Here is a 20,857-nt window from a genome sequence, read left to right on the forward strand (position 1 = left end):
CAGTCTCCCAGACTGTTAAAGCCAATCAACCACTGCGCTGAGATGTTGACGCGAACTCTGAGAAGCGACCCTGGGCTTTATGCCCAGCCTCAAAATTTTTAAAGTTCTTAAGAGAAAAAGAAATAAACAAAAAAATTGTACGAACTATTATGAGACGGTATAATTGTATGTATAATTAGCGATAATTGGAGAAAATATGAAAAACATTTTTAGTGAAAAGCGAGAACGATTTGCTTTCCGTAAATTATCAATTGGACTTGTTTCTGCAACCATAGCAAGTCTATTTTTTTTGACTTCTATTGCTACTGCCTCTTCAGTCAGTGCGCAGTCTATCAATTACACCTATGTGACCGAAGAAGAGTTGACTGCTGCGGAAAAAGAATTGATTATTCGCGACTTGCCAGGTTTGGCACAAGCAACGGATTCTACCTACTATTTGGTTTATCGTCCTGTAGTGTCTACAGGTTCTGATTCAAAAATCTTACCTGAAACAGGTGTCTTGGAAAATAGTGCGATGGTTGTTGCAGGTCTATCTCTCCTGGTTATTGCTGTAAAATTAGGCAAAAAAGGGAAGAAAGAATTTGCGGGAGTAATCATTCTTGCCGCAACGGGTGCAAGTTTCTTGGCACCGACAGGTTCAGCATTAACTAGCCATATTCTGGCTCAATTCAACCATGCGGTGGAACGTTCTGCAGGTCAGGTCTTACCAGCTCCAGCTGAGATTGAAGGCTATGTTTATGTGGGCTATTTTAAAGATAGCAAGGCGGTAGAAGAGCTTCCAGCAGAGGAGGGGAAACCAGCTGATAATGGGAACCAAGAAATCGTAACCGAAGTTCCAAATACTGCTCCAAGTCATGAGCTACCAGCAGCTGATATTACTGAGAAGACTATCACAAAGATGGAAATCATCGCCTTTGAGACTCAAACGGTTGAAAATCCAGCCTTGGCCGAGGGAACAGAAAAAATTGTTCAAGAAGGTCAAAATGGCGAGCGGACCATTACCATCAAGCAAACACTTATAGACGGTCAGGTTCTGAAGGAAGAGGAAGTTTCATCCGAAATTACAAAAACTGCTACTCCAAAAATTATTGAAATTGGGACAAAGAAGGCTGAAGAGTCTATCGTAACTGGTCTTCCAGATACAGCACCAACGCACGAAAATCCAGCCTTGGAGGTTACAGAGAAAGTTGTTTTGCATACAGAATCGATTGCCTTTGAAACTGAGGAAGTCTATGATGATACTCTTCCAGATGGGACTAGATTGACTGTGCAGTCTGGACAAGCAGGTCAAAAGACAATTGAAACCAAACAAACATTTATCGGTGATGTCTTGGTGAAGTCTGAGGTTGTGTCCGAAGCGGTTAGCCAAGCTCCTGTTAATCAAATCGTAAAAATTGGTACAAAACAAATTACTGCTCTTCCAAATACAGCTCCGACGCATGAAGTACCAGAAGTTGCCTTGACAGAAGATACGATGACCAACGCCGAGTCCATTCCTTTTGAAAGCCAAATTATCTATGATGCTACTCTGGCTGAGGGAACTCGAAATGTAGATCAAGTTGGTAAAGCGGGGGTTCAGACGACAGTTACCAAGAATTACTATGCTGACGGTGTCTTGATCAAGTCTGAGCAGGTTTCAAGCTCAGTGACAAGCTCACCAGTAACTGAAATTGTTCGTATTGGAACAAAGACAGCTGATACAGTCACAACTGAGACGGAATCAGCTACAAAAGTCATTCCATTTGAAATCAGCTACCAAGACGATGCGACCCTTCCAGTTGGTGAAGAAAAAATTATTACGGCTGGTCAAAATGGACTTGCTACTGTTACAACAACCTACACTCTTGTAAATGGCGTTCGTCAAGAAAATCCAACAGTGACTGAAACTGTGACGACTCAGCCTGTGACTCAAGTAGTTGCACGTGGTACGAAAACGGCTACCCCAACTCCAGTTGAAATACCATTTGAGACAGAATATGTAGACGATCCAACACTCTTGGTTGGTAAGACTAAGGTTGTGACTACCGGTGTAAATGGTTCTAAGACAGTAACCACAACTTATCAAACCATCAAGGGTGTTCGTCAGGCAAATCCTACTGTAACAGAAGAAATTACTAAGCAACCTGTAAATGAAGTGATTGCACGTGGTACAAAAGTTGAGAAAGTACCACAAGTGATTATCACAGATTTAGTGGAAAATGATGATGCAAAATCAGCGACGGTCAGCTACAAGTTAACAGACGAAACTGCTAACTTCCAACGAGCTGTTGCTCTCCTCTATGATAATACAGGTGCCTTGGTACAGGACCAGGCAATTACGGATCCAAATGGCCAGTTGATACTTGAAAATCTTGATTTCTACACAGATTACACTGTTAAGACGAAGATTTTCTACACAATGGCAGAACAGGAACAAAGTTCCGAACAAGAAGCTATTCTTGAAAGCATGCGCAAATTTGATTTGGTCTACAAGAAGATTGAAATCAAGGATTTTGATGCGGTGACTGCTTACCGTCGTAAGAATGGTAAATACATCGGTCAAGAATTCTTGGAAGAACTGCCAGCATCCACCGATGAATTGTTTATCAAGGTGACTTCAGACCGCTTCAAGGAAGTATACCTACCTGTGTCAAGTATTGAAGAAACAACCTTGAATGGCAAGGCAGTCTTCAAACTAGTTTCATCCTTTGATGAATTGGTACAGGACAAGAATGCCCAATACGTTGCCAACCGTGAATTCTACATTCCTAAGATGGCGACTGATGCAAATACCTATACTTCATTTAAAGCCTTGATCGACGCTATGAAGGCAAATCCAAGTGGTACCTTCAAACTAGGTGCACATTTGGACGCAAGTGAAGTCCCTGTTGGAGATATTCCATCTTATGTGACTGGATTTAGTGGTACCTTGGATGGGGTAAATGACGGTTATGCCTTCTCAATCAGCAACTTGAAGGCACCATTATTCTTTAACCTCAACGGTAAGGTTCAAAACTTGGATATCAAGAATGCTAGTCTAAATACAACGTCTAAGAACCCACTTGCTACAATTGCGATTCATGCCAACAATGCAACTATCACGAACGTAGCAGTAGAAGCGTCACTTAAAGGAACGCAAAACGTATCTGGTTTAGTTCATTCTGCAACCAACTCTACTATCAAGGATGTATCCTTCAAGGGTAGTATTGAAGTAACTGGAACTGATGCAAGCCTCACTGGTGGTATCTTGGGTAACGGTACGATGGCAAGTGTTGGAAATGCCAAGGTTGATGCGGCCATTACTCTTCCAGGTACAGAAAACCAAGTAGCTGGAGGTATTGTCGGACGTACCATGCTTGTCTACGATGTACCAGGAAGTGTCTATAATGCATACGCAACGGGCTCTATAGTGAAGACAGAAACAGGTGGTATAGTCGGCGGAATCGCAGGTGCCAACCAAGTAACGGGTGCCTATGCTCCATATAGTGGTAATGTTAATAATGTTATCAGCGATATGACTGGTACCACGAGCATAATCGGACTACCAGATAACCCAACTGGTAAGATTAAGGACGGTTTCACTACAACATCTGATAGCTTGACCAATGTCACTGTTATCACCGATGAAGAAGCGCAAGCAAAAGTGGAAGCTATGGCTATTCAAGCGACAATTGATGATTCTGTTTCACTTAATCTCAATCAATATTCAGTAGATTATCTAACCTTGGATAAGGCGCAGGTTGATCATGAAATCGCCTACTACAACATGGAGAAAATCCTTCCATTCTACAACAAGGAACTTCTTGTCTATTATGGAAATAAGATTGCGACAGACGATAAGCTAAATACAGTTCGCCTGCTTGATGTTGTACCAATGAAGGATAAGGATGTTGTTGTAGATGTTTACGCAGAGAAGGCTACAATCAATAAGATTATGCTTCACTATGCAGATGGCACGGTTGATTACAAGACTGTTTCTTATCTAGAAGACTTCAAGAACAATCATGTGGTCGAGTACACCATTTCAGGTACGGACTTGATTTACACGCCAGAATCATTCTTGAATGACAAAAGTGCCCTTGTCAATGACTTGGTAAACAGCCTTTCTTCTGTTGTCCTCGACTCGGGTGCTATGAAGGCGGTTATCAATTATCCAATGACTTTGGATGCTAATACTCAGACTGGCACAGCTAAAGACTTCTACTTTGGTGAAAGCTATAACCAAGTGATGGCCAACCTAGAAAGCAACGTTCGTAAGATTTTAGTGGCTAGTCTAAATGGTCAAGGTCAGGCTTCTGAAGACTACATCAAAGAGAAAATCACCAATAACAAAGAAGCCTTTGTACTCGGTTTGACTTACTTGAACCGTTGGTATGACATCAACTTCGGAGAGATGAATACCAAAGATTTGACCATCTTTGAACCTGATTTCTTCGGAAATGATGCGGCATCTGCCCTTGATATGATTCTTGCAATTGGTAATGGTGGCTATGATGTTCTTCGTGCCCACAACAACGTGACCACTTTTGCATCTATCATTGGTAAACAAAATAATCAGACCAATCTTTTCGATATGCTGGAAGATTATCGTCAGCTCTTCTTGCCAGAAATGACCAACAATGAATGGTTCAAGCAAACAACCAAGGCTTATGTTGTTGAAGGTAAATCCTTGATTCCAGAAGTAGCTGCCAAGCAGGAAACGACAGATACATATAGCAAGTACAATGTTGGAGCTTATAGCAAGATTGTAAATGATACTGTATCCAACCCTACTTGGAAGTACAACCATATGCTCTTGCCACTCTTGACCCTGCCACAAGAAAATATCTTTATTATCACTAACATGAATACCATCGCAATTGGTTCATACGAACACTACGTAGATGATTATTCGACAGTGGAAAATCGTGATAAGGTTCGTCAGATGGTTGATTTGGCGGCAGAACGACAACGTGATAATGCGGACTTCTGGTACAAGATTTTGGATGAAACCAACCGTGACAAGCTCTTCAGATCTGTCCTCAATAACGAAGGTTATGTGATGTATGGTCCAGATGGTACCAAGGCTTATCGTAACTTAACTGCTGATGTTGATGCTATCCAAGACTTCTACGGTCCTGTCAACAAGTTGTATCGTGAGCATCCATCTATCAAGACTGCCTTTGCAGATGGTAGTGAGACCTACTATATTACTTACGATATGTTGACGGATTACGGAACAGCTCTTTATACACACGAAATGGTCCATAATCAAGATGGCGATATTTATCTGAAAGGCTATGGTCGCCGTATTGGTCAAGGTATGGAAGTTTACGCTCAAGGTCTTCTGCAAAATGTCTTCAATGTTACTGAGATGAACCTTGGATTCAACGCTGTCTATAATAGCGATGATGCCAACCGTGTCCATGTCGGAGACCCAGTTGCACGTTTCAATAGCGAAGCTGATTTCAATGAGTATTACCATAACCAGTTCGATGTGCTTTACTTGCTGGATTACCTAGAAGGTACAAACATCTTGGCTCAATCGGATGCAGCGAAGAAAGCATGGTTGCGTAAGATTGAAAACTACTATGTCCAAAATAATGGTGTTGATACCCATGCTGGAAACTCTGCGCGTGCATTGACAGATGACGAAGTTGCAAGCTTGAAGACCTTCAATGATTTGATTGATCAGAGCATTATTGTTCAACGCCAATATGTCAACAATCCAACTAACACAAGCAAGAAGTGGGATCGAAACAGTTATGTCAGCGTTCCGATGTTTGCGGCTAACTTCTCAGCCCTTTCAAACTCAAACGGTTCACCAGGTGACATCATGTTCCGTCGTATGGCTTATGAATTGATTGCTGATAAGGGATATACAGATGGCTTTGTACCGTATGCTTCAGCGCAACTTTCAGATTATGCAATGGCTAATGGTTCAATTATCTATGATACTTGGAATAAGAAGGACACTGGTTTGATTACAGATGATCATGTTCTTGAATATATCTACCAAGGTCAATACGCTTCATGGGCTGACTTCAAGAAAGCCATGTTTACTGAGCGTTTGGAAAAAGCAGCAGCAGGCCAACTCAAACCGTTTACCATGCAGTATGAACTTGGTGTTGCTGACTCAACCAAGGAAGTTACTGTAACAAGCTTTGAACAGTTGCAATCCTTGATGAAAGAAGCTATGGACGCAGATATCCAAGCGAACAGCCTCAACTTGAACAACAGTCGTGTTCATGCACTCAAAGTGAAAGTTTATCAAGCCTTGATGAACTCTACAAATGACTTCAGAACATCGATTTTTAATTAAATACTAAAAAACAAGTTGGTCTTGTGCCAACTTGTTTTTTAGTACGACGGGCATGTCGTACATCTGAGGTGAAAGTCCTCTGCGGGCACCCGCTACCGGTGAACCCAATAGCGACTCCCAAGCCTGACTATCGTGAGGTAGTGGATTAAAACGGTCTGGGGAGAGACTGTTTTAAGTCTGACGCTAGAAACCAAGACCGTCAGAGGAAGGGATAGCGAAATCGTGGCACTACGAATAGAAACGTGATACGAAGGCGTATATAGCGGACAAGGTGGCTCAGAAAAAGGTAGTCATAACCTATAGTTTATCAGATACAGATTTTGGACTTCTTTTGGACATAATAAAACTCCCCATATAGTTTCTAGTGAAAATTTTTGTTTTTTCACTGTCCACTATATGGGGAGTATATCAATCCGAGGTTGGATAAACTACTTTTCTATGACGTACATGAAATCAGTCATGGAAAGCATTGATGAACGACTAAGAACTCGAATAAGAGTTGTTATCTGGAAACAATGGAAGAAGAAATCTAGACGACTATGGGGGCTTCTCAAACTATGAGTACCGAAGTGGATAGCGATAAAGTATCTGGCTGGGGAGACCATTATCAATTAGTGGCTCAGAGGTCTGTACTGAAACGTGCCATATCAAAACCAGTCCTCGCTAAACGTGGACTGGTTTCTTGCCTAGATTATTATCTAAAACGACATGCGTTAAAAGTTAGTTGAACCGCCGTGTGCCGAACGGCACGCACGGTGGTGTGAGAGGGACAAGAAATTAGTCCCTACTCGATTAAGTTGACCTACTGAGGCTCTGAAAATCTAGCGGAGAAATTTTGATCTTTGTGGAGTACCTGATACTATATCTATGGATGTTCTATACAAACTTTGGTAGGTGAAAGAGAATAATTTAGACAGTTTTACCACTGATCAAACTGATGGGCAAAATATAGTCTTTACTAGTTGGTTGACCAGCTATTTTTTTTAACAGCACATCGATCATAAGCCCAGCTAGATCATCAATGGGTTGTTTAATTGTTGTTAATTGGGGATAATGATTTTCAATAAATGCTGTGCCATCATAGCCTATTACTTTAATTTCTTCGGGAATTTTTTTACCTAGATTGTTAATGACATTGAGGGTTAAAAGTGCAGTTTGATCATCTGAAGTAAAGATACCATCGGGATTTTCACGACCGATAATAGATCGAATTTCCATCTCTCTGCGAAGGGTAGAAAGTTCACTTGGGACATGGCAAACGGTTGTTTGCTTGCCAAGCTCATAGGTAAAACCTAGTTGTCTAAGACCCGTTGGAGAGTTTGAGTGGTCATTTCCGGTAATCATAATGATATTTTGACAGCCAGATTTTCGCAAGGTTTCAGCAGCTAATCGCCCACCTTGAAAATTATCAGATGAAACAATGGGAATATTGGGAGCTAGGTTACGGTCAAAGGCAACTACTGGAGCTTCAACTTTTTCGTAATCTTCAATGCCAAGATTATGACTGGATGAAATAATCCCATCGACCTGATTAGCAGCAAGCATTTCGAGGTATTCTTTTTCTTTGATAGGGTTGTTTTGGCTATTGCAGATAATCGTTTTATAGCCTTTTTCAAAAAGCTGAATTTCCAAGTGCTCAATTAGTTGCGCGTAGAAAATATTTGAAATGTTAGGGAAGATAAGACCGACAAGTTGGGGTGATTTTCCTTGCAAACTCCTCGCTAAATTATTGGGTTTATACCCTAACTCTCGCATAGCGTGATGCACTTTATCAATGGTTTTTTGGGATAAATAGCCTTTTTTATTAATTACTCGTGAAACAGTTGTTGGGCTGACACCAGCCAGACGGGCAACATCAGTTAATTTTGCAACCATATTAGTATGTCAACTCAAAGTAGCTACCGCTAATTTGGCCTTTCTTAACTGTGATGCCAGTTTGGTTTTCATTTGGGAAAACGCGCCCAGTGAAGACTTTTTCACCTTTATTAACAAAAATTTCAAAGATAGATTTATCGATGAAAATATTCAAGGTAGTATCGGTTTTATCAATAGAACAGTTTCGAGTTCGACCGAAATCAATGGCATACTGTTCACCGACTGTTGAACGATCTACGATGATTTGTCCGTCTTGAGTATCTATAGTAATGTTTAGACCATTTCCTTCAGCATCTGATAAAAGTAATAATTCACTTTTATCACCCGCAGGTACTGTGATTTCTAATTCATAAGTATTTTGCGTGCTTGTTTTAGATGCCAGTGGTTCTTGGCTAGTTCGTAAATTTTGAATAGCTTCTACTGGATACTGATAGAGCTTACCATTTTTGATGTGTAATTCTTTAACCAAACTCATAGCTCCCTGATAATCATACTGATCAGTAGGGTAATCAACATCAGGAAGTCCAATCCAACTTATCGTGTAGACCTTTCCGTCTGGTGCGTTGAAGCCTTGGGTAGCATAGGCCTCGAAGCCGTAGTCTAAGTTTTGAATTGGCGTACCATCAAGAAGTTTTGCCTTATTTGTATCAAACGATTGATAGATTTTATAGGTATTAGGATAGATGTTGTCATAATCTAATTCAGATTTATCCAATCCTTGCGGGCTATATAAGAGAACGGGTTGATCATCCACGAAGACCAGGTTAGGACATTCAATCATATACTCTGATCCTGTTCCACCAAAGTCCAGGTCCCCTACAAATTCCCAGTTGGACACTTGATTATTCACTGCTTTATAAAGTTTAATAAATCCTTTTTTATCAAGGTTCTGAGCGCCAACAATAGCGTAGAATTGCCCCTGATAATCAAAAATCTGAGGATCGCGGAAGTGCTCAGTGACATCGTCAGGTTGTTGGATTAAAACCTTGTTGAATTTTTCAATATGCCCCTCTTCATCCATCCAGGCTCCAACTTGAAGTGGATCACGGACCCAGTTCTCATCGCGAACATTCCCAGTATAAAAAATAAAGAGTTTGTCATCTACCGCATAGGCAGATCCTGAATAGGCACCGTGGCTGTCATGTTTATGGTCGGGGAGTAGGCGTGTGTCAGTTTCATTAAAATGAACCAGATCATCTGAAACTGTGTGAACCCATTGTTTTAGACCATGAGCAGGCCCATATGGCCAGTTTTGGTAAAAGAGATGAAACTGCCCATTGAAATAAGAAAACCCATTAGGATCGTTTAAAAGTCCTGTTTGAGGTTCAATATGAAAGGTTGTTAACCAAGGGGACTTGGCTTTATTGTCGATGAGTCGCTGAACGTCAGCTTCTGTCCAATCTTCGTAGCGGCGATAACGCACTTCAGTAGGTAAATTCATTTTTTGCCTCATTTCTTTATGTCAAATGATGTCATTATTATAGTAAACGTTTTCTCTTAAAAATGCAATGTTTAACCATGTTTTTTAGCAATTTCTGCAAAACGCTTGACATATTCGTTTTTCGTGTTAAGATAGATAGTGTGATGTGAAACGCTTTCACGTAACTTAAGTTGAAATTATGGATAAAGGAGTCTTTTTGCAAATGGATAACAAACAAATTGCAGAAGAAGTGATCGCGGCCCTAGGTGGTCGTGAAAACGTTAAAAGTGTTGCTCACTGTGCGACACGTCTTCGTGTAATGGTTAATGATGAAGAAAAAATCGATAAAGCCAAAACAGAAGAAATTGATAAGGTTCAAGGTGCCTTCTTTAACTCAGGTCAGTATCAAATTATCTTTGGTACAGGTACTGTTAATAAAATTTATGATGAAGTTGTTGCTTTGGGACTTCCAACATCATCAACTGGTGAACAAAAAGAAGAAGCCGCTAAACAAGGAAACGCTTTCCAACGTGCCATTCGTACGTTTGGTGACGTCTTTGTACCATTACTTCCAGCGATTGTTGCGACAGGTCTCTTCATGGGTATTCGTGGTGCCATCAACAACGATACCATTTTAGGTCTTTTTGGGACAACATCAGCAGAATTTTCTGCTTCTAACTTCTATACTTACACGGTTGTTCTGACAGATACAGCCTTTGCCTTCTTCCCAGCCTTGATTTCATGGTCTGCTTTCCGTGTCTTTGGTGGTAATCCGGTTATTGGTCTGGTTTTAGGACTAATGATGGTTAACTCAGCACTACCAAATGCCTGGGCAGTTGCTTCAGGTGATGCAGAGCCAATGAAATTCTTTGGCTTCATTCCGGTAGTTGGTTATCAAAACTCTGTTCTCCCAGCTTTCTTTGTAGGTCTATTGGGAGCAAAACTTGAGAAGAAACTTCATAAGGTCATTCCAGATGTTCTTGATTTGCTTGTTGTGCCATTCTTGACTTTCTTGATCATGTCTATCTTGGCCCTTTTTGTGATTGGTCCAGTCTTCCACGTGGTTGAAGAGTATGTACTTGCTGCGACTGAGTTCTTGCTTGCCCTTCCATTTGGTTTGTCAGGTCTTGTTATCGGTGGTCTTCACCAAGTTGTCGTTGTTACTGGTGTTCACCACATTTTTAACCTTCTTGAAGCACAGTTAATCGCAGCTGATGGTAAAGATGCTTTTAACGCATTGATCACAGCAGCTATGACAGCACAAGCCGGTGCAACGCTTGCTGTCGGTGTTAAAACCAAAAATAAAAAATTGAAAGCCTTAGCTTTCCCAGCAGCATTGTCAGCTGGTCTTGGAATTACCGAACCTGCCATTTTCGGGGTTAACCTTCGTTTTGGTAAACCATTTATCATGGGTCTTATCGCTGGTGCAGCCGGTGGTTGGTTAGCATCAATGTTCAAACTTGCTGGTACTGGTTTTGGTATCACAATTATCCCAGGTACACTTTTGTATCTCAATGGTCAAGTACTTAAGTATGTGATTATGGTTGTAGCAACTACAGCTCTTGCCTTTGTTCTTACTTACTTCTTTGGTTACAAAGATGAAGAGCCTGTTGCTCAAGCAGCAGCACCTGCTAATGAAAATGTCAAAACAGAACCTGTAGTGGCAGCAGCACCTGCAACACTTTCAGAAGAAACAATTGTCTCACCTCTTAACGGTGAGGTGGTAGCTTTATCTGATGTTAACGATCCTGTTTTCTCATCAGGAGCGATGGGTAACGGTATTGCTGTTAAACCAAGCGACAATACAGTCTATTCACCAGTGGATGGTACTATCCAGATTGCTTTTGAAACAGGCCATGCTTATGGTATCAAGTCTAATGATGGTGCTGAAATTTTGATCCACATCGGAATTGATACTGTATCGATGGATGGTAAAGGATTCGATCAAAAAGTAACAGCCAACCAAACTGTTAAAAAAGGTGATGTGCTTGGTACATTTGATCTTAATGAAATTGCAGCAGCTGGTCTTGATAGCACAACGATGATCATTGTAACCAATACAGCAGATTATGCTGAAGTAAGTCCAGTGGCAACAGGAAGTGTTGCTAAGGGTGATGCTTTAATTGCTGTTAAATAAGCGTTACTATTTTAAAATACTCTAGTCGCTCCTTGATTAGGGTATTTTCTTTTGTAGGGTGAAAAAGCGAAAAGATCCTTGCCCAAAGGACAACTTTCTCTTATAATGAATAAAAATAAGGTCAAGATAAAGGAGATAAGATGCCAAAACTATATGGAAGCTTAGAGGCTGGTGGGACAAAGTTTGTTTGTGCTGTTGGTGATGAGCATTTTCAAGTTGTTGAGAAAACACAATTTCCGACAACAACCCCGTATGAAACCATTGAACGAACGGTTGAATTCTTTAAGCGTTATGAAGCTGATTTGCAAGGAATTGCTATTGGCTCTTTTGGACCAATTGATATCGATCAAAATTCAGACACTTATGGCTTCATTACAACAACACCAAAAGAACATTGGGCTAATGTTGACTTGGTTGGTCTAATTTCGAAAGAATTCAGCGTGCCATTTTATTTCACAACGGATGTTAACAGCTCTGCTTATGGAGAAGTGATGTCTCGTAAGGGTATTGATAGTTTGGTTTACTATACGATTGGTACTGGTATCGGAGCTGGAGCTATTCAACGTGGCGAGTTTGTTGGCGGTGTTGGCCATACTGAAGCAGGACACGTTTATGTGTCTCGTCATCCGCGCGACTATGCCAATGAATTTCAAGGAACTTGTCCATTCCATAATGGTTGTTTAGAGGGACTGGCAGCTGGTCCGTCACTTGAAGCCCGTACAGGAATTCGTGGGGAGTTGATTGAACAAAACTCTGATGTTTGGGATATTCAAGCTTACTACATTGCTCAGGCAGCTGTTCAAGCTACTGTTCTTTATCGCCCGCAAGTGATTGTTTTTGGTGGTGGAGTTATGGCTCAAGAACATATGCTACGTCGTGTTCGTGAAAAATTCACAGCGCTGCTTAATGGTTACTTACCTGTTCCTGATGTTACAGAGTATATTGTTACTCCAGCAGTCGCTGAAAACGGTTCAGCAACTCTAGGGAATTTTGCCCTTGCAAAAGATGTAGCTGAAAAATTCAAGCGCTAAGTGCTGGAGAGTTTTTGATAAAGGCAAATGATTAAAGATAGACCAACTGATTTTTAGCAGCTGTTGCTTGCTTCAAATGAGTTGGTCTATTAGTTTGGGCTTGAAACTTCCTGTGAAAAGCAGTATAATGACCCTAAATTATGGAAGTCAGTTGATAGCAGAAATGGAAAGGAAAGGTTATGGCTCAGCCGTTATTTTTGGAACCTGTCATGCATGAGAAAATCTGGGGGGGCAATCGTCTAGCTCAGGAATATGGTTATGCAATTCCCTCTGATCATACGGGTGAATGTTGGGCGATTTCAGCTCATCCTAATGGTGTATCAGTGATAAAGAGTGGTCCTTATAAAGGGTTAGGATTGGATGATCTTTATCAGAAACAGCCAGAACTTTTTGGCAATCCCTCAACAGATGTGTTTCCGTTATTGACAAAAATTCTTGATGCTAATGATTGGCTCAGTGTTCAAGTGCATCCTGATGATACTTATGCTATGATCCATGAGGGAGAACTTGGGAAAACCGAATGTTGGTATATTTTGTCTGCTGAAGAAGGCGCTGAAATTATCTATGGTCATCAGGCTAAGTCTCGAGAAGCATTAGCAGATATGATCCATTCAGGGGATTGGGAGCATTTACTGACACGGGTACCAGCCAGGGCGGGTGATTTTTATTTCGTTCCTAGTGGGACCATACATGCAATCGGCAAGGGCATCATGATTTTGGAGACGCAGCAATCAAGTGATACGACTTATAGGGTTTATGATTTTGATCGTAAAGACGCATATGGTAATCTTCGCGAACTTCATTTGTCACAATCAATTGATGTTGCGCATATTGGACAACCCCAAAATAGTACACCAGTGACTTTAAAAATTGATGGTATGACAAGCACGCTCTTGGTTTCTAATGCTTTTTTTGCGGTTTATCATTGGAAAGTGACTCGGTCAGTGACCATGCAGCAAACAGCACCTTATCTTTTGGTGAGTGTTATTGATGGGCAAGGGCATCTAACAGTTGACAATGGCGTTTTTTGTATCCGAAAGGGAGACCACTTTATCTTGCCTAATACTGTTAGAAATTGGCGATTTGATGGACCTGTTGAGATGATTGTTAGTCATGTTGGTGAGCGATGAACGGATTGACACTCGAGCGCGTACTAGCAGATTTTCCTGTTGGTGGGATTTTTAAGGAGGAACGCCTGTTCCAAGTGAAACGCTATGACAATGCCTGCTATACACTGGTGATTGCAGTACCTGGGCCTTGTGGCGATCAAATGCCCAATCCTGCTTTGAAGTTTACTTATCACAATAATCAAATTGCCTATATTTCCTACATGGATTTTGGTTTAAGTCCAGTGATTAGTTTGCAGGCTGAAACAGGCAATTTAGCTTTTTTTAGGGAGAAAATGGCCTCGCTTTTGCCACAATTTTTGGCTTTAATGCCTGAAAAAGAGTCTTGATAGTAAGGCTCTTTTTGTTGGTGTTAACTTCTTAAAAGGCTTTTTTGAAAATCGTTATTTCATTGAATTTGGCCTTATATTATGCTAAAATGAGGAGATAAGACTATCGAAAGGGAAAATGATGGCAAATATAATCCGAAGTATCATTGAAAATGATAAAGGTGAATTAAAAAAGCTTGACAAAATAGCGAAAAAAGTAGAAAGTTATGCTGATGACATGGAGGCACTGAGCGATGCTCAGTTACAAGCCAAAACAGAGGAGTTTAAACAGCGGTATCAAAATGGTGAGACTTTGGATGCGCTTCTTCCAGAGGCTTTTGCAGTTGTACGCGAAGGGGCTAAACGTGTCCTAGGCTTATACCCATATCATGTTCAAATCATGGGGGGAATCGTTCTTCACCATGGTGACGTGCCAGAGATGCGTACGGGTGAGGGGAAAACCTTGACAGCGACAATGCCTGTTTACCTTAATGCGATCGCTGGTGAGGGTGTGCACGTTATCACCGTTAACGAATACTTGTCGACACGTGATGCGACGGAGATGGGAGAACTCTATAGTTGGCTTGGTCTTTCTGTTGGGATTAACTTAGCAGCTAAATCTGCATTTGAAAAACGTGAAGCCTATGCTTGTGACATTACCTACTCAACCAACTCAGAAGTCGGCTTTGACTACCTTCGTGATAATATGGTTGTCCGTCAAGAGGATATGGTGCAGCGCCCACTTAACTTTGCCTTGGTCGATGAAGTTGATTCTGTTTTGATTGATGAGGCGAGAACTCCTTTGATCGTTTCTAGCCCAGCTAGTTCCGAAACTAACCAACTCTATTACATGGCGGATCGCTTTGTTAAGACCTTAGACCGTGATGACTATGCCATTGATGTGCCAAGTAAGACAATCGGTCTTATGGATTCAGGGATTGATAAAGCGGAAAAATTCTTCAACTTGGAAAATCTCTACGACCTTGAAAATGTTGCCTTGACGCACTTTATTGACAATGCGCTTCGTGCCAACTACATCATGCTATTAGATATTGATTACGTGGTGAGTGAGGAGCAAGAAATCTTGATTGTTGACCAATTTACTGGTCGTACCATGGAAGGTCGTCGTTTTTCAGATGGGTTGCACCAGGCGATTGAAGCTAAAGAAGGTGTGCCTATCCAAGATGAGTCAAAAACCTCTGCTTCGATTACCTACCAAAACATGTTCCGTATGTATAAAAAATTGGCAGGTATGACAGGTACTGGTAAAACTGAGGAAGAGGAATTTCGCGAAATTTATAATATGCGTATTATTCCGATTCCAACCAACCGCCCTATCCAGCGTATTGACAATCCTGATTTGCTTTACCCAACTTTGGAATCTAAATTCCGTGCTGTTATTGCCGATATTAAAGAGCGTCATGCCAAAGGGCAACCGATTTTGGTGGGTACAGTTGCAGTTGAGACCAGTGAGTTAATTTCGCAGAACTTGGTAGCAGCAGGCATTCCTCATGAGGTGTTGAATGCTAAAAACCACTTTAAGGAAGCCCAAATCATCATGAATGCTGGTCAACGTGGAGCTGTTACGATTGCTACCAATATGGCCGGTCGTGGTACTGATATTAAACTTGGCGAGGGCGTTCGTGAACTTGGTGGTCTTTGTGTCATTGGTACAGAGCGCCATGAGAGTCGTCGTATTGATAATCAACTACGTGGGCGTTCAGGTCGTCAAGGTGACCCAGGAGAGTCACAATTCTATCTATCTTTAGAAGATGAATTGCTCCGTCGCTTTGGAACAGATCGCATAAAAACCTTTTTGGAACGCTTTAACGATGGTGAAGATGAAGATATTGTGATTAAATCACGTGTCTTCACGAGCCAGGTAGAAGCGGCTCAAAAGCGTGTTGAGGGAAATAACTACGACACCCGTAAACAAGTCCTTCAGTATGATGATGTTATGCGTGAGCAACGTGAGATTATTTATGCTGATCGCTATGATGTGATTACGGCACAACGCGACTTAGGCCCAGAAATTAAGGCCATGATTAGACGTACCATTGATCGTGCGGTTGATGGTCACAGTCGTATGCCTAAAGAAGAGGCTTACGAAGGTATTTTGACCTTCGCTCAGAATAATATCTTACCAGAAGATTCAATTAACCTAGCTGATTTGGAAGGTGAGAAATTTAGCACCATTAAAGAAAATCTTTATGACCATGCGCTCCGCATTTATGATCAGCAAATTGCAAAATTACCTGATGAAAAAGCAATTATTGAATTCCAAAAAGTCTTAATCTTGATGGTTGTGGATAACAAGTGGACCGACCATATCGATGCCTTGGATCAGTTGCGCAATGCCGTAGGTCTTCGTGGCTATGCTCAGAATAACCCTATCGTGGAATATCAAACAGAAGGTTTCCGTATGTTTAATGATATGGTGGGTTCCATTGAGTTTGATGTGACAAGAACCATGATGAAAGCACAGATTCACCAACAAGAACGTGAGCAGGCACATGATCATGCGACAACAACTGCAGTTAAGAACATCGCTGCTCAGCAAGCGACAGATGTTGCGCAGATGGAAGCTATCGATTTTAGTGATGTTGGACGTAATGACCTTTGCCCATGTGGTTCAGGTAAGAAATTTAAAAATTGTCACGGTCGTTCACAATTTTAGTCACTAATCTTGTGGAATGACTCTGAAGAGATAAATACGAGTGAGGCTTTCCTAGATTTAGGCAAACCTCGCTCTCTTTTTAAGGAAAAGTGAAATGATAGTAGGACACGGCATTGATTTACAGGCAATCTCAGCTATCCAAAAGGCTTATCAGAAAAATAATCGCTTTGCAGAGCGAGTCTTGACAGAGCATGAGCGTAGCACCTTTGAAGCTTTGACTGGTCGCCGTCAAATGGAGTTTTTGGCGGGACGTTGGGCAGCTAAGGAGGCTTTTTCGAAAGCGCTAGGAATAGGGATTGGCAAGCTGTCTTTTCAGGATATTGAGATTAGAGCGGATCATGCTGGGAAACCCTTGCTCTATCGTTCTCCGTTTGAGGGGAACAGCCATCTTTCGATTTCTCATAGTGGTGATTTTGTTCAAGCTAGCATCATTTTGGAACGGTAATAGTGTTTTGAGGAGCGGTTAATATTTTGGGGGTAAAAAAGTGATTTCAAGTTTACATCGTCCGACAAAGGCAAAGATTGATTTGCAGGCCATTTCAACGAACATTGCTACCGTTGCTTCACATTTGCCCTCTCGAACGGCTATTTGGGCAGTGGTAAAAGCAAATGCTTATGGCCACGGTGCAATTGCGGTTGCCAACCATATTGATCATCAAGTAGATGGCTTTTGTGTCTCTAACATAGACGAGGCTATCGAATTAAGACAATCAGGGATAAAGAAAGCGATCTTAATTCTAGGTGTTGTTTTACCAGAGGAAGTTTATTTAGCGAAATTGTACCACCTCACCTTAACGGTAACCAGTCTCGATTGGCTAGAGCTCGCTCATGAGTTGGGAACTGACTTGAAGGGAGTGACTTGCCACGTCAAGGTTGATTCTGGTATGGGACGTTTGGGAGTGAGAAGTGTGACAGAGGCTGATGCCTTGATAGCTGGCTTGGAAGCTTGTGGGGCGTTTGTTGAGGGAATTTTTACCCACTTTGCAACAGCAGATGAAGCTGACACTAGTCAGTTTGGTCAGCAGTTAGAGTTTTTTGAGAACCTCATTGCTGCCTTGAAGCACTGTCCTCCGATTGTCCATGCTAGTAACTCAGCTACGAGTCTCTGGCATGCTAATACTGTGTTTACAGCTGTTCGCTTAGGCCTCGTTATTTACGGACTGAATCCAAGTGGCAGAGATTTGGAGTTGCCTTATCCTTTGGTACCGGCACTTCGTTTGGAATCAGCTCTGGTTCATGTCAAAAAAGTACCAGCTGGTTCTGCCATTGGTTATGGTGGGACTTATCATTCGAAAAAAGAGGAATATATCGGAACGCTACCGATTGGTTATGCGGACGGCTGGACCAGAGACATGCAAAATTTTGATGTTCTAGTTGATGGTCAATTCTGCCAGATTGTTGGCCGTGTTTCCATGGACCAATTAACCATTCGTCTTCCTCGTCAATACCCTTTGGGGACACCTGTTATTTTGATTGGTGAAAGCGGTGCTGAACAGATTTCTGCGACAGATATCGCAGAAAAACGTGGCACCATTAACTATGAAGTGCTCTGTCTTATCAGTGATCGTGTTCCTCGAGAATACTAGGACGAGATAAGAAATAAAGGGAAAATGCTTTAGGAATGAGATTGAAGAAAGGTACCTTTGAGCTAGTTTCTTCAGTCTTTTTTCTTTAATAAGAAGTGAGTAACATGACAGATAATATAAATTCTGTGAAGAAGCATTTCTTAGTTAATATTCAAGTTTTATTGCGTGACTAGGATTGGGCTATTCCTCCGGTCTATGCTTGATGAGTGCTTATCAGTTTGGAAAGAGTAAGTTGTGCTATGAGTAGACTAATAGCCTTAATTTGACAATCTTCTTAGGTATTTGTCATGTTCAACGACGACTTTTTGTTATAATAGGCTTATGAATTTACAATCTCCCATTTCTGACTTGAAAGGCTTTGGGCCAAAATCTGCTGAAAAATTTACCAAGCTAGGTCTTTATACCATTGAGGATCTCTTTTTGTATTACCCTTTTCGTTATGAAGATTTTAAGAGTCGCTCTATCTTTGAGCTTGTGGATGGCGAAAAGGCGGTTATTACAGGCCAGGTGGTGACGCCGGCCAATGTTCAGTATTACGGGTTTAAACGCAATCGTCTTTCCTTTAAAATCAAGCAAGATGAAGCTGTCATTGCTGTTAGTTTTTTCAACCAATCCTATTTAGCTGAAAGAATTGAAATGGGAAGTGACATCGCTGTTTTTGGAAAATGGGATGCTAAAAAGTCTGCTATTACAGGCATCAAGGTCCTCGCACAAGTTGAAGATGACATGCAGCCTGTTTACCATGTGGCCCAAGGGGTATCTCAGACTTCTCTTGTTAAGGCTATCAAGGCAGCTTTTGACAGTCATTTATTGGCTTCAATTAGGGAGAATTTACCGCAAATTTTATTGGACAGGTATCGCCTGATGAGTAGGCAAGAAGCAGTTGCTGCCATGCATTTTCCTAAGGATTTAGTAGACTACAAGCAAGCCCTAAGGCGGATAAAATTTGAAGAGCTCTTTTATTTCCAACTGAATTTGCAAGTTTTGAAAGCAGAGAATCGCTCTGAGAGTAATGGTCTGGCTATGGCTTTTGATCAAACAGCTATTTCTCAAAAAGTGGCACAATTACCGTTTCCTTTGACAGGTGCTCAAAAACGGAGTTTAAGAGAAATCTTAGATGATATGTGCTCAGGTGCCCACATGAACCGACTCTTACAAGGAGATGTCGGTTCTGGGAAGACGGTCATTGCCAGCTTAGCCATGTATGCGGCCTACACAGCTGGCTACCAATCTGCTCTCATGGTTCCGACAGAGATTTTGGCGGAGCAACATTTTACCAGTCTAAGAGAACTATACCCGGATCTTAACATAAAGCTTTTGACATCTGGAATGAAAGTAGTAGCTAAGCGTGAAGCTTTAGCGGCTATTGCAGATGGTTCTGTGGATATGATTGTGGGGACACATGCTTTGATTCAGGATGCCGTGGCCTATCATAAGCTGGGTTTGGTGATTACTGACGAGCAGCACCGCTTTGGAGTCAAGCAACGGCGTATTTTTCGTGAAAAAGGTGAGAATCCGGATGTTCTCATGATGACTGCGACCCCTATCCCAAGAACCTTGGCAATCACAGCTTACGGGGAGATGGATGTCTCCATCATTGATGAGTTGCCTGCAGGGCGCAAGCCGATTGTGACAAGATGGGTGAAACATGAACAGCTGGAGGCGGTGCTTGCTTGGCTGAAGAATGAGCTAGCACAAGGGGCTCAAGCTTATGTCATTTCGCCGTTAATTGAAGAGTCTGAAGCACTTGATTTAAAAAATGCCGTAGCCCTTCATGATGAATTAGCGACATTTTTAGGGGATGAGGCTAGGGTTGACTTGCTTCATGGACGCATGAAGGCTGAAGAGAAGGAAGTTGTGATGGATGATTTTAAGGCAGCCAGGAGTCAAGTTTTGGTATCGACAACTGTGATTGAGGTGGGAGTTAATGTGCCTAATGCTACTATTATGGTGATTATGGATGCAGACCGTTTTGGGCTTAGCCAACTTCATCAGCTTCGTGGACGTGTTGGTCGTGGGGATAAGCAATCCTATGCCGTCCTAGTGGCAAATCCCAAGACAGAAACGGGTAAAGAGCGGATGTTAGCCATGTGTGAGACTAATGATGGTTTTGTGTTAGCAGAAAAGGACCTTAAAATGCGGGGGTCAGGTGAAATATTTGGAACACGACAATCTGGGCTGCCAGAATTTCAGACGGCAGATATTATCGAAGATTTTGCGATTTTGGAAGAAGCTCGCCGGGTTGCTAGTGAGATTGTCAAAGATTCTAAGTGGATGTTAGATCCAAGATGGGAAGTTTTACTAGCAGAATTGAAAAAAGACAGTCAATTTGACTAACTTGCTCGGACAATCCCAGTTGATGTTTTTTGATTAATGGAAATGAAGATAAACATTGGTGTACAATGTGATAGCAGAT

General features: G+C 41.6%; 11 protein-coding genes and 1 pseudogene. 10 read left to right on the top strand and 2 right to left on the bottom strand.

What is annotated here, in order from left to right:
- Positions 1 to 196: 196 nt before the first annotated feature.
- The gene (locus G574_RS0104495) at positions 197 to 6,280 is read left to right on the top strand and encodes a ZmpA/ZmpB/ZmpC family metallo-endopeptidase (RefSeq protein ID WP_029691149.1); all 6,084 of its coding nucleotides are present in this window, start codon (positions 197 to 199) and stop codon (positions 6,278 to 6,280) included.
- 411 nt (positions 6,281 to 6,691) lie between these two features.
- Positions 6,692 to 7,008, top strand: a pseudogene (locus G574_RS11510) (group II intron maturase-specific domain-containing protein); the annotation flags it as partial.
- Between the two features lie 181 nt (positions 7,009 to 7,189).
- Here G574_RS11510 and G574_RS0104505 read toward each other — a convergent pair.
- On the bottom strand, positions 7,190 to 8,155 hold the full coding sequence (locus tag G574_RS0104505) for a LacI family DNA-binding transcriptional regulator (protein WP_029691150.1): 966 nt from the start codon (positions 8,153 to 8,155) through the stop codon (positions 7,190 to 7,192).
- 1 nt (position 8,156) lies between these two features.
- On the bottom strand, positions 8,157 to 9,596 hold the full coding sequence (locus G574_RS0104510; RefSeq protein WP_017770702.1) for a sucrose-6-phosphate hydrolase: 1,440 nt from the start codon (positions 9,594 to 9,596) through the stop codon (positions 8,157 to 8,159).
- 202 nt (positions 9,597 to 9,798) lie between these two features.
- On the opposite strand from G574_RS0104510, the gene G574_RS0104515 reads away from it, so the two are divergent.
- From G574_RS0104515 to recG, 8 genes are all read left to right on the top strand, one after another.
- Positions 9,799 to 11,712, top strand: coding sequence for a sucrose-specific PTS transporter subunit IIBC (locus tag G574_RS0104515; RefSeq protein WP_029691151.1), 1,914 nt, complete (start codon positions 9,799 to 9,801; stop codon positions 11,710 to 11,712).
- 140 nt (positions 11,713 to 11,852) lie between these two features.
- The gene (scrK, locus tag G574_RS0104520; RefSeq protein ID WP_029691152.1) at positions 11,853 to 12,743 is read left to right on the top strand and encodes a fructokinase ScrK; all 891 of its coding nucleotides are present in this window, start codon (positions 11,853 to 11,855) and stop codon (positions 12,741 to 12,743) included.
- A gap of 179 nt (positions 12,744 to 12,922) precedes the next feature.
- Positions 12,923 to 13,873, top strand: coding sequence for a mannose-6-phosphate isomerase, class I (gene manA, locus G574_RS0104525; RefSeq protein WP_029691153.1), 951 nt, complete (start codon positions 12,923 to 12,925; stop codon positions 13,871 to 13,873).
- A complete protein-coding gene (locus G574_RS0104530) occupies positions 13,870 to 14,199 on the top strand; it encodes a hypothetical protein (protein ID WP_029691154.1) in 330 nt (109 codons plus the stop codon). Before manA ends, G574_RS0104530 begins: the two co-directional genes overlap by 4 nt.
- 121 nt (positions 14,200 to 14,320) lie before the next feature.
- Positions 14,321 to 16,855, top strand: a complete 2,535-nt coding sequence (secA, locus tag G574_RS0104535; protein ID WP_029691155.1) for a preprotein translocase subunit SecA — start codon at positions 14,321 to 14,323, stop codon at positions 16,853 to 16,855.
- 94 nt (positions 16,856 to 16,949) lie between these two features.
- Positions 16,950 to 17,300, top strand: a complete 351-nt coding sequence (gene acpS / locus G574_RS0104540) for a holo-ACP synthase (protein WP_017770696.1) — start codon at positions 16,950 to 16,952, stop codon at positions 17,298 to 17,300.
- Between the two features lie 40 nt (positions 17,301 to 17,340).
- A complete protein-coding gene (gene alr, locus G574_RS0104545; RefSeq protein WP_017770695.1) occupies positions 17,341 to 18,441 on the top strand; it encodes an alanine racemase in 1,101 nt (366 codons plus the stop codon).
- Between the two features lie 321 nt (positions 18,442 to 18,762).
- Positions 18,763 to 20,778 carry an ATP-dependent DNA helicase RecG gene (gene recG, locus G574_RS0104550; protein WP_029691156.1) on the top strand — a complete coding sequence of 672 codons (2,016 nt, stop codon included), beginning with the start codon at positions 18,763 to 18,765 and terminating at the stop codon, positions 20,776 to 20,778.
- The last annotated feature ends 79 nt before the right edge of the window (positions 20,779 to 20,857 follow it).

Source organism: Streptococcus hyovaginalis DSM 12219 (assembly GCF_000420785.1).
In the GTDB taxonomy this organism is placed as follows: domain Bacteria; phylum Bacillota; class Bacilli; order Lactobacillales; family Streptococcaceae; genus Streptococcus; species Streptococcus hyovaginalis.

Coding starts and splice junctions, on each gene's coding strand:
- scrK (WP_029691152.1), top strand. CDS start 11,853: ATGCCAAAACTATATGGAAGCTTAGAGGCTGGTGGGACAAAGTTTGTT.
- G574_RS0104510 (WP_017770702.1), bottom strand. CDS start 9,596: ATGAATTTACCTACTGAAGTGCGTTATCGCCGCTACGAAGATTGGACA.
- G574_RS0104515 (WP_029691151.1), top strand. CDS start 9,799: ATGGATAACAAACAAATTGCAGAAGAAGTGATCGCGGCCCTAGGTGGT.
- G574_RS0104505 (WP_029691150.1), bottom strand. CDS start 8,155: ATGGTTGCAAAATTAACTGATGTTGCCCGTCTGGCTGGTGTCAGCCCA.
- acpS (WP_017770696.1), top strand. CDS start 16,950: ATGATAGTAGGACACGGCATTGATTTACAGGCAATCTCAGCTATCCAA.
- manA (WP_029691153.1), top strand. CDS start 12,923: ATGGCTCAGCCGTTATTTTTGGAACCTGTCATGCATGAGAAAATCTGG.
- G574_RS0104530 (WP_029691154.1), top strand. CDS start 13,870: ATGAACGGATTGACACTCGAGCGCGTACTAGCAGATTTTCCTGTTGGT.
- recG (WP_029691156.1), top strand. CDS start 18,763: ATGAATTTACAATCTCCCATTTCTGACTTGAAAGGCTTTGGGCCAAAA.
- secA (WP_029691155.1), top strand. CDS start 14,321: ATGGCAAATATAATCCGAAGTATCATTGAAAATGATAAAGGTGAATTA.
- G574_RS0104495 (WP_029691149.1), top strand. CDS start 197: ATGAAAAACATTTTTAGTGAAAAGCGAGAACGATTTGCTTTCCGTAAA.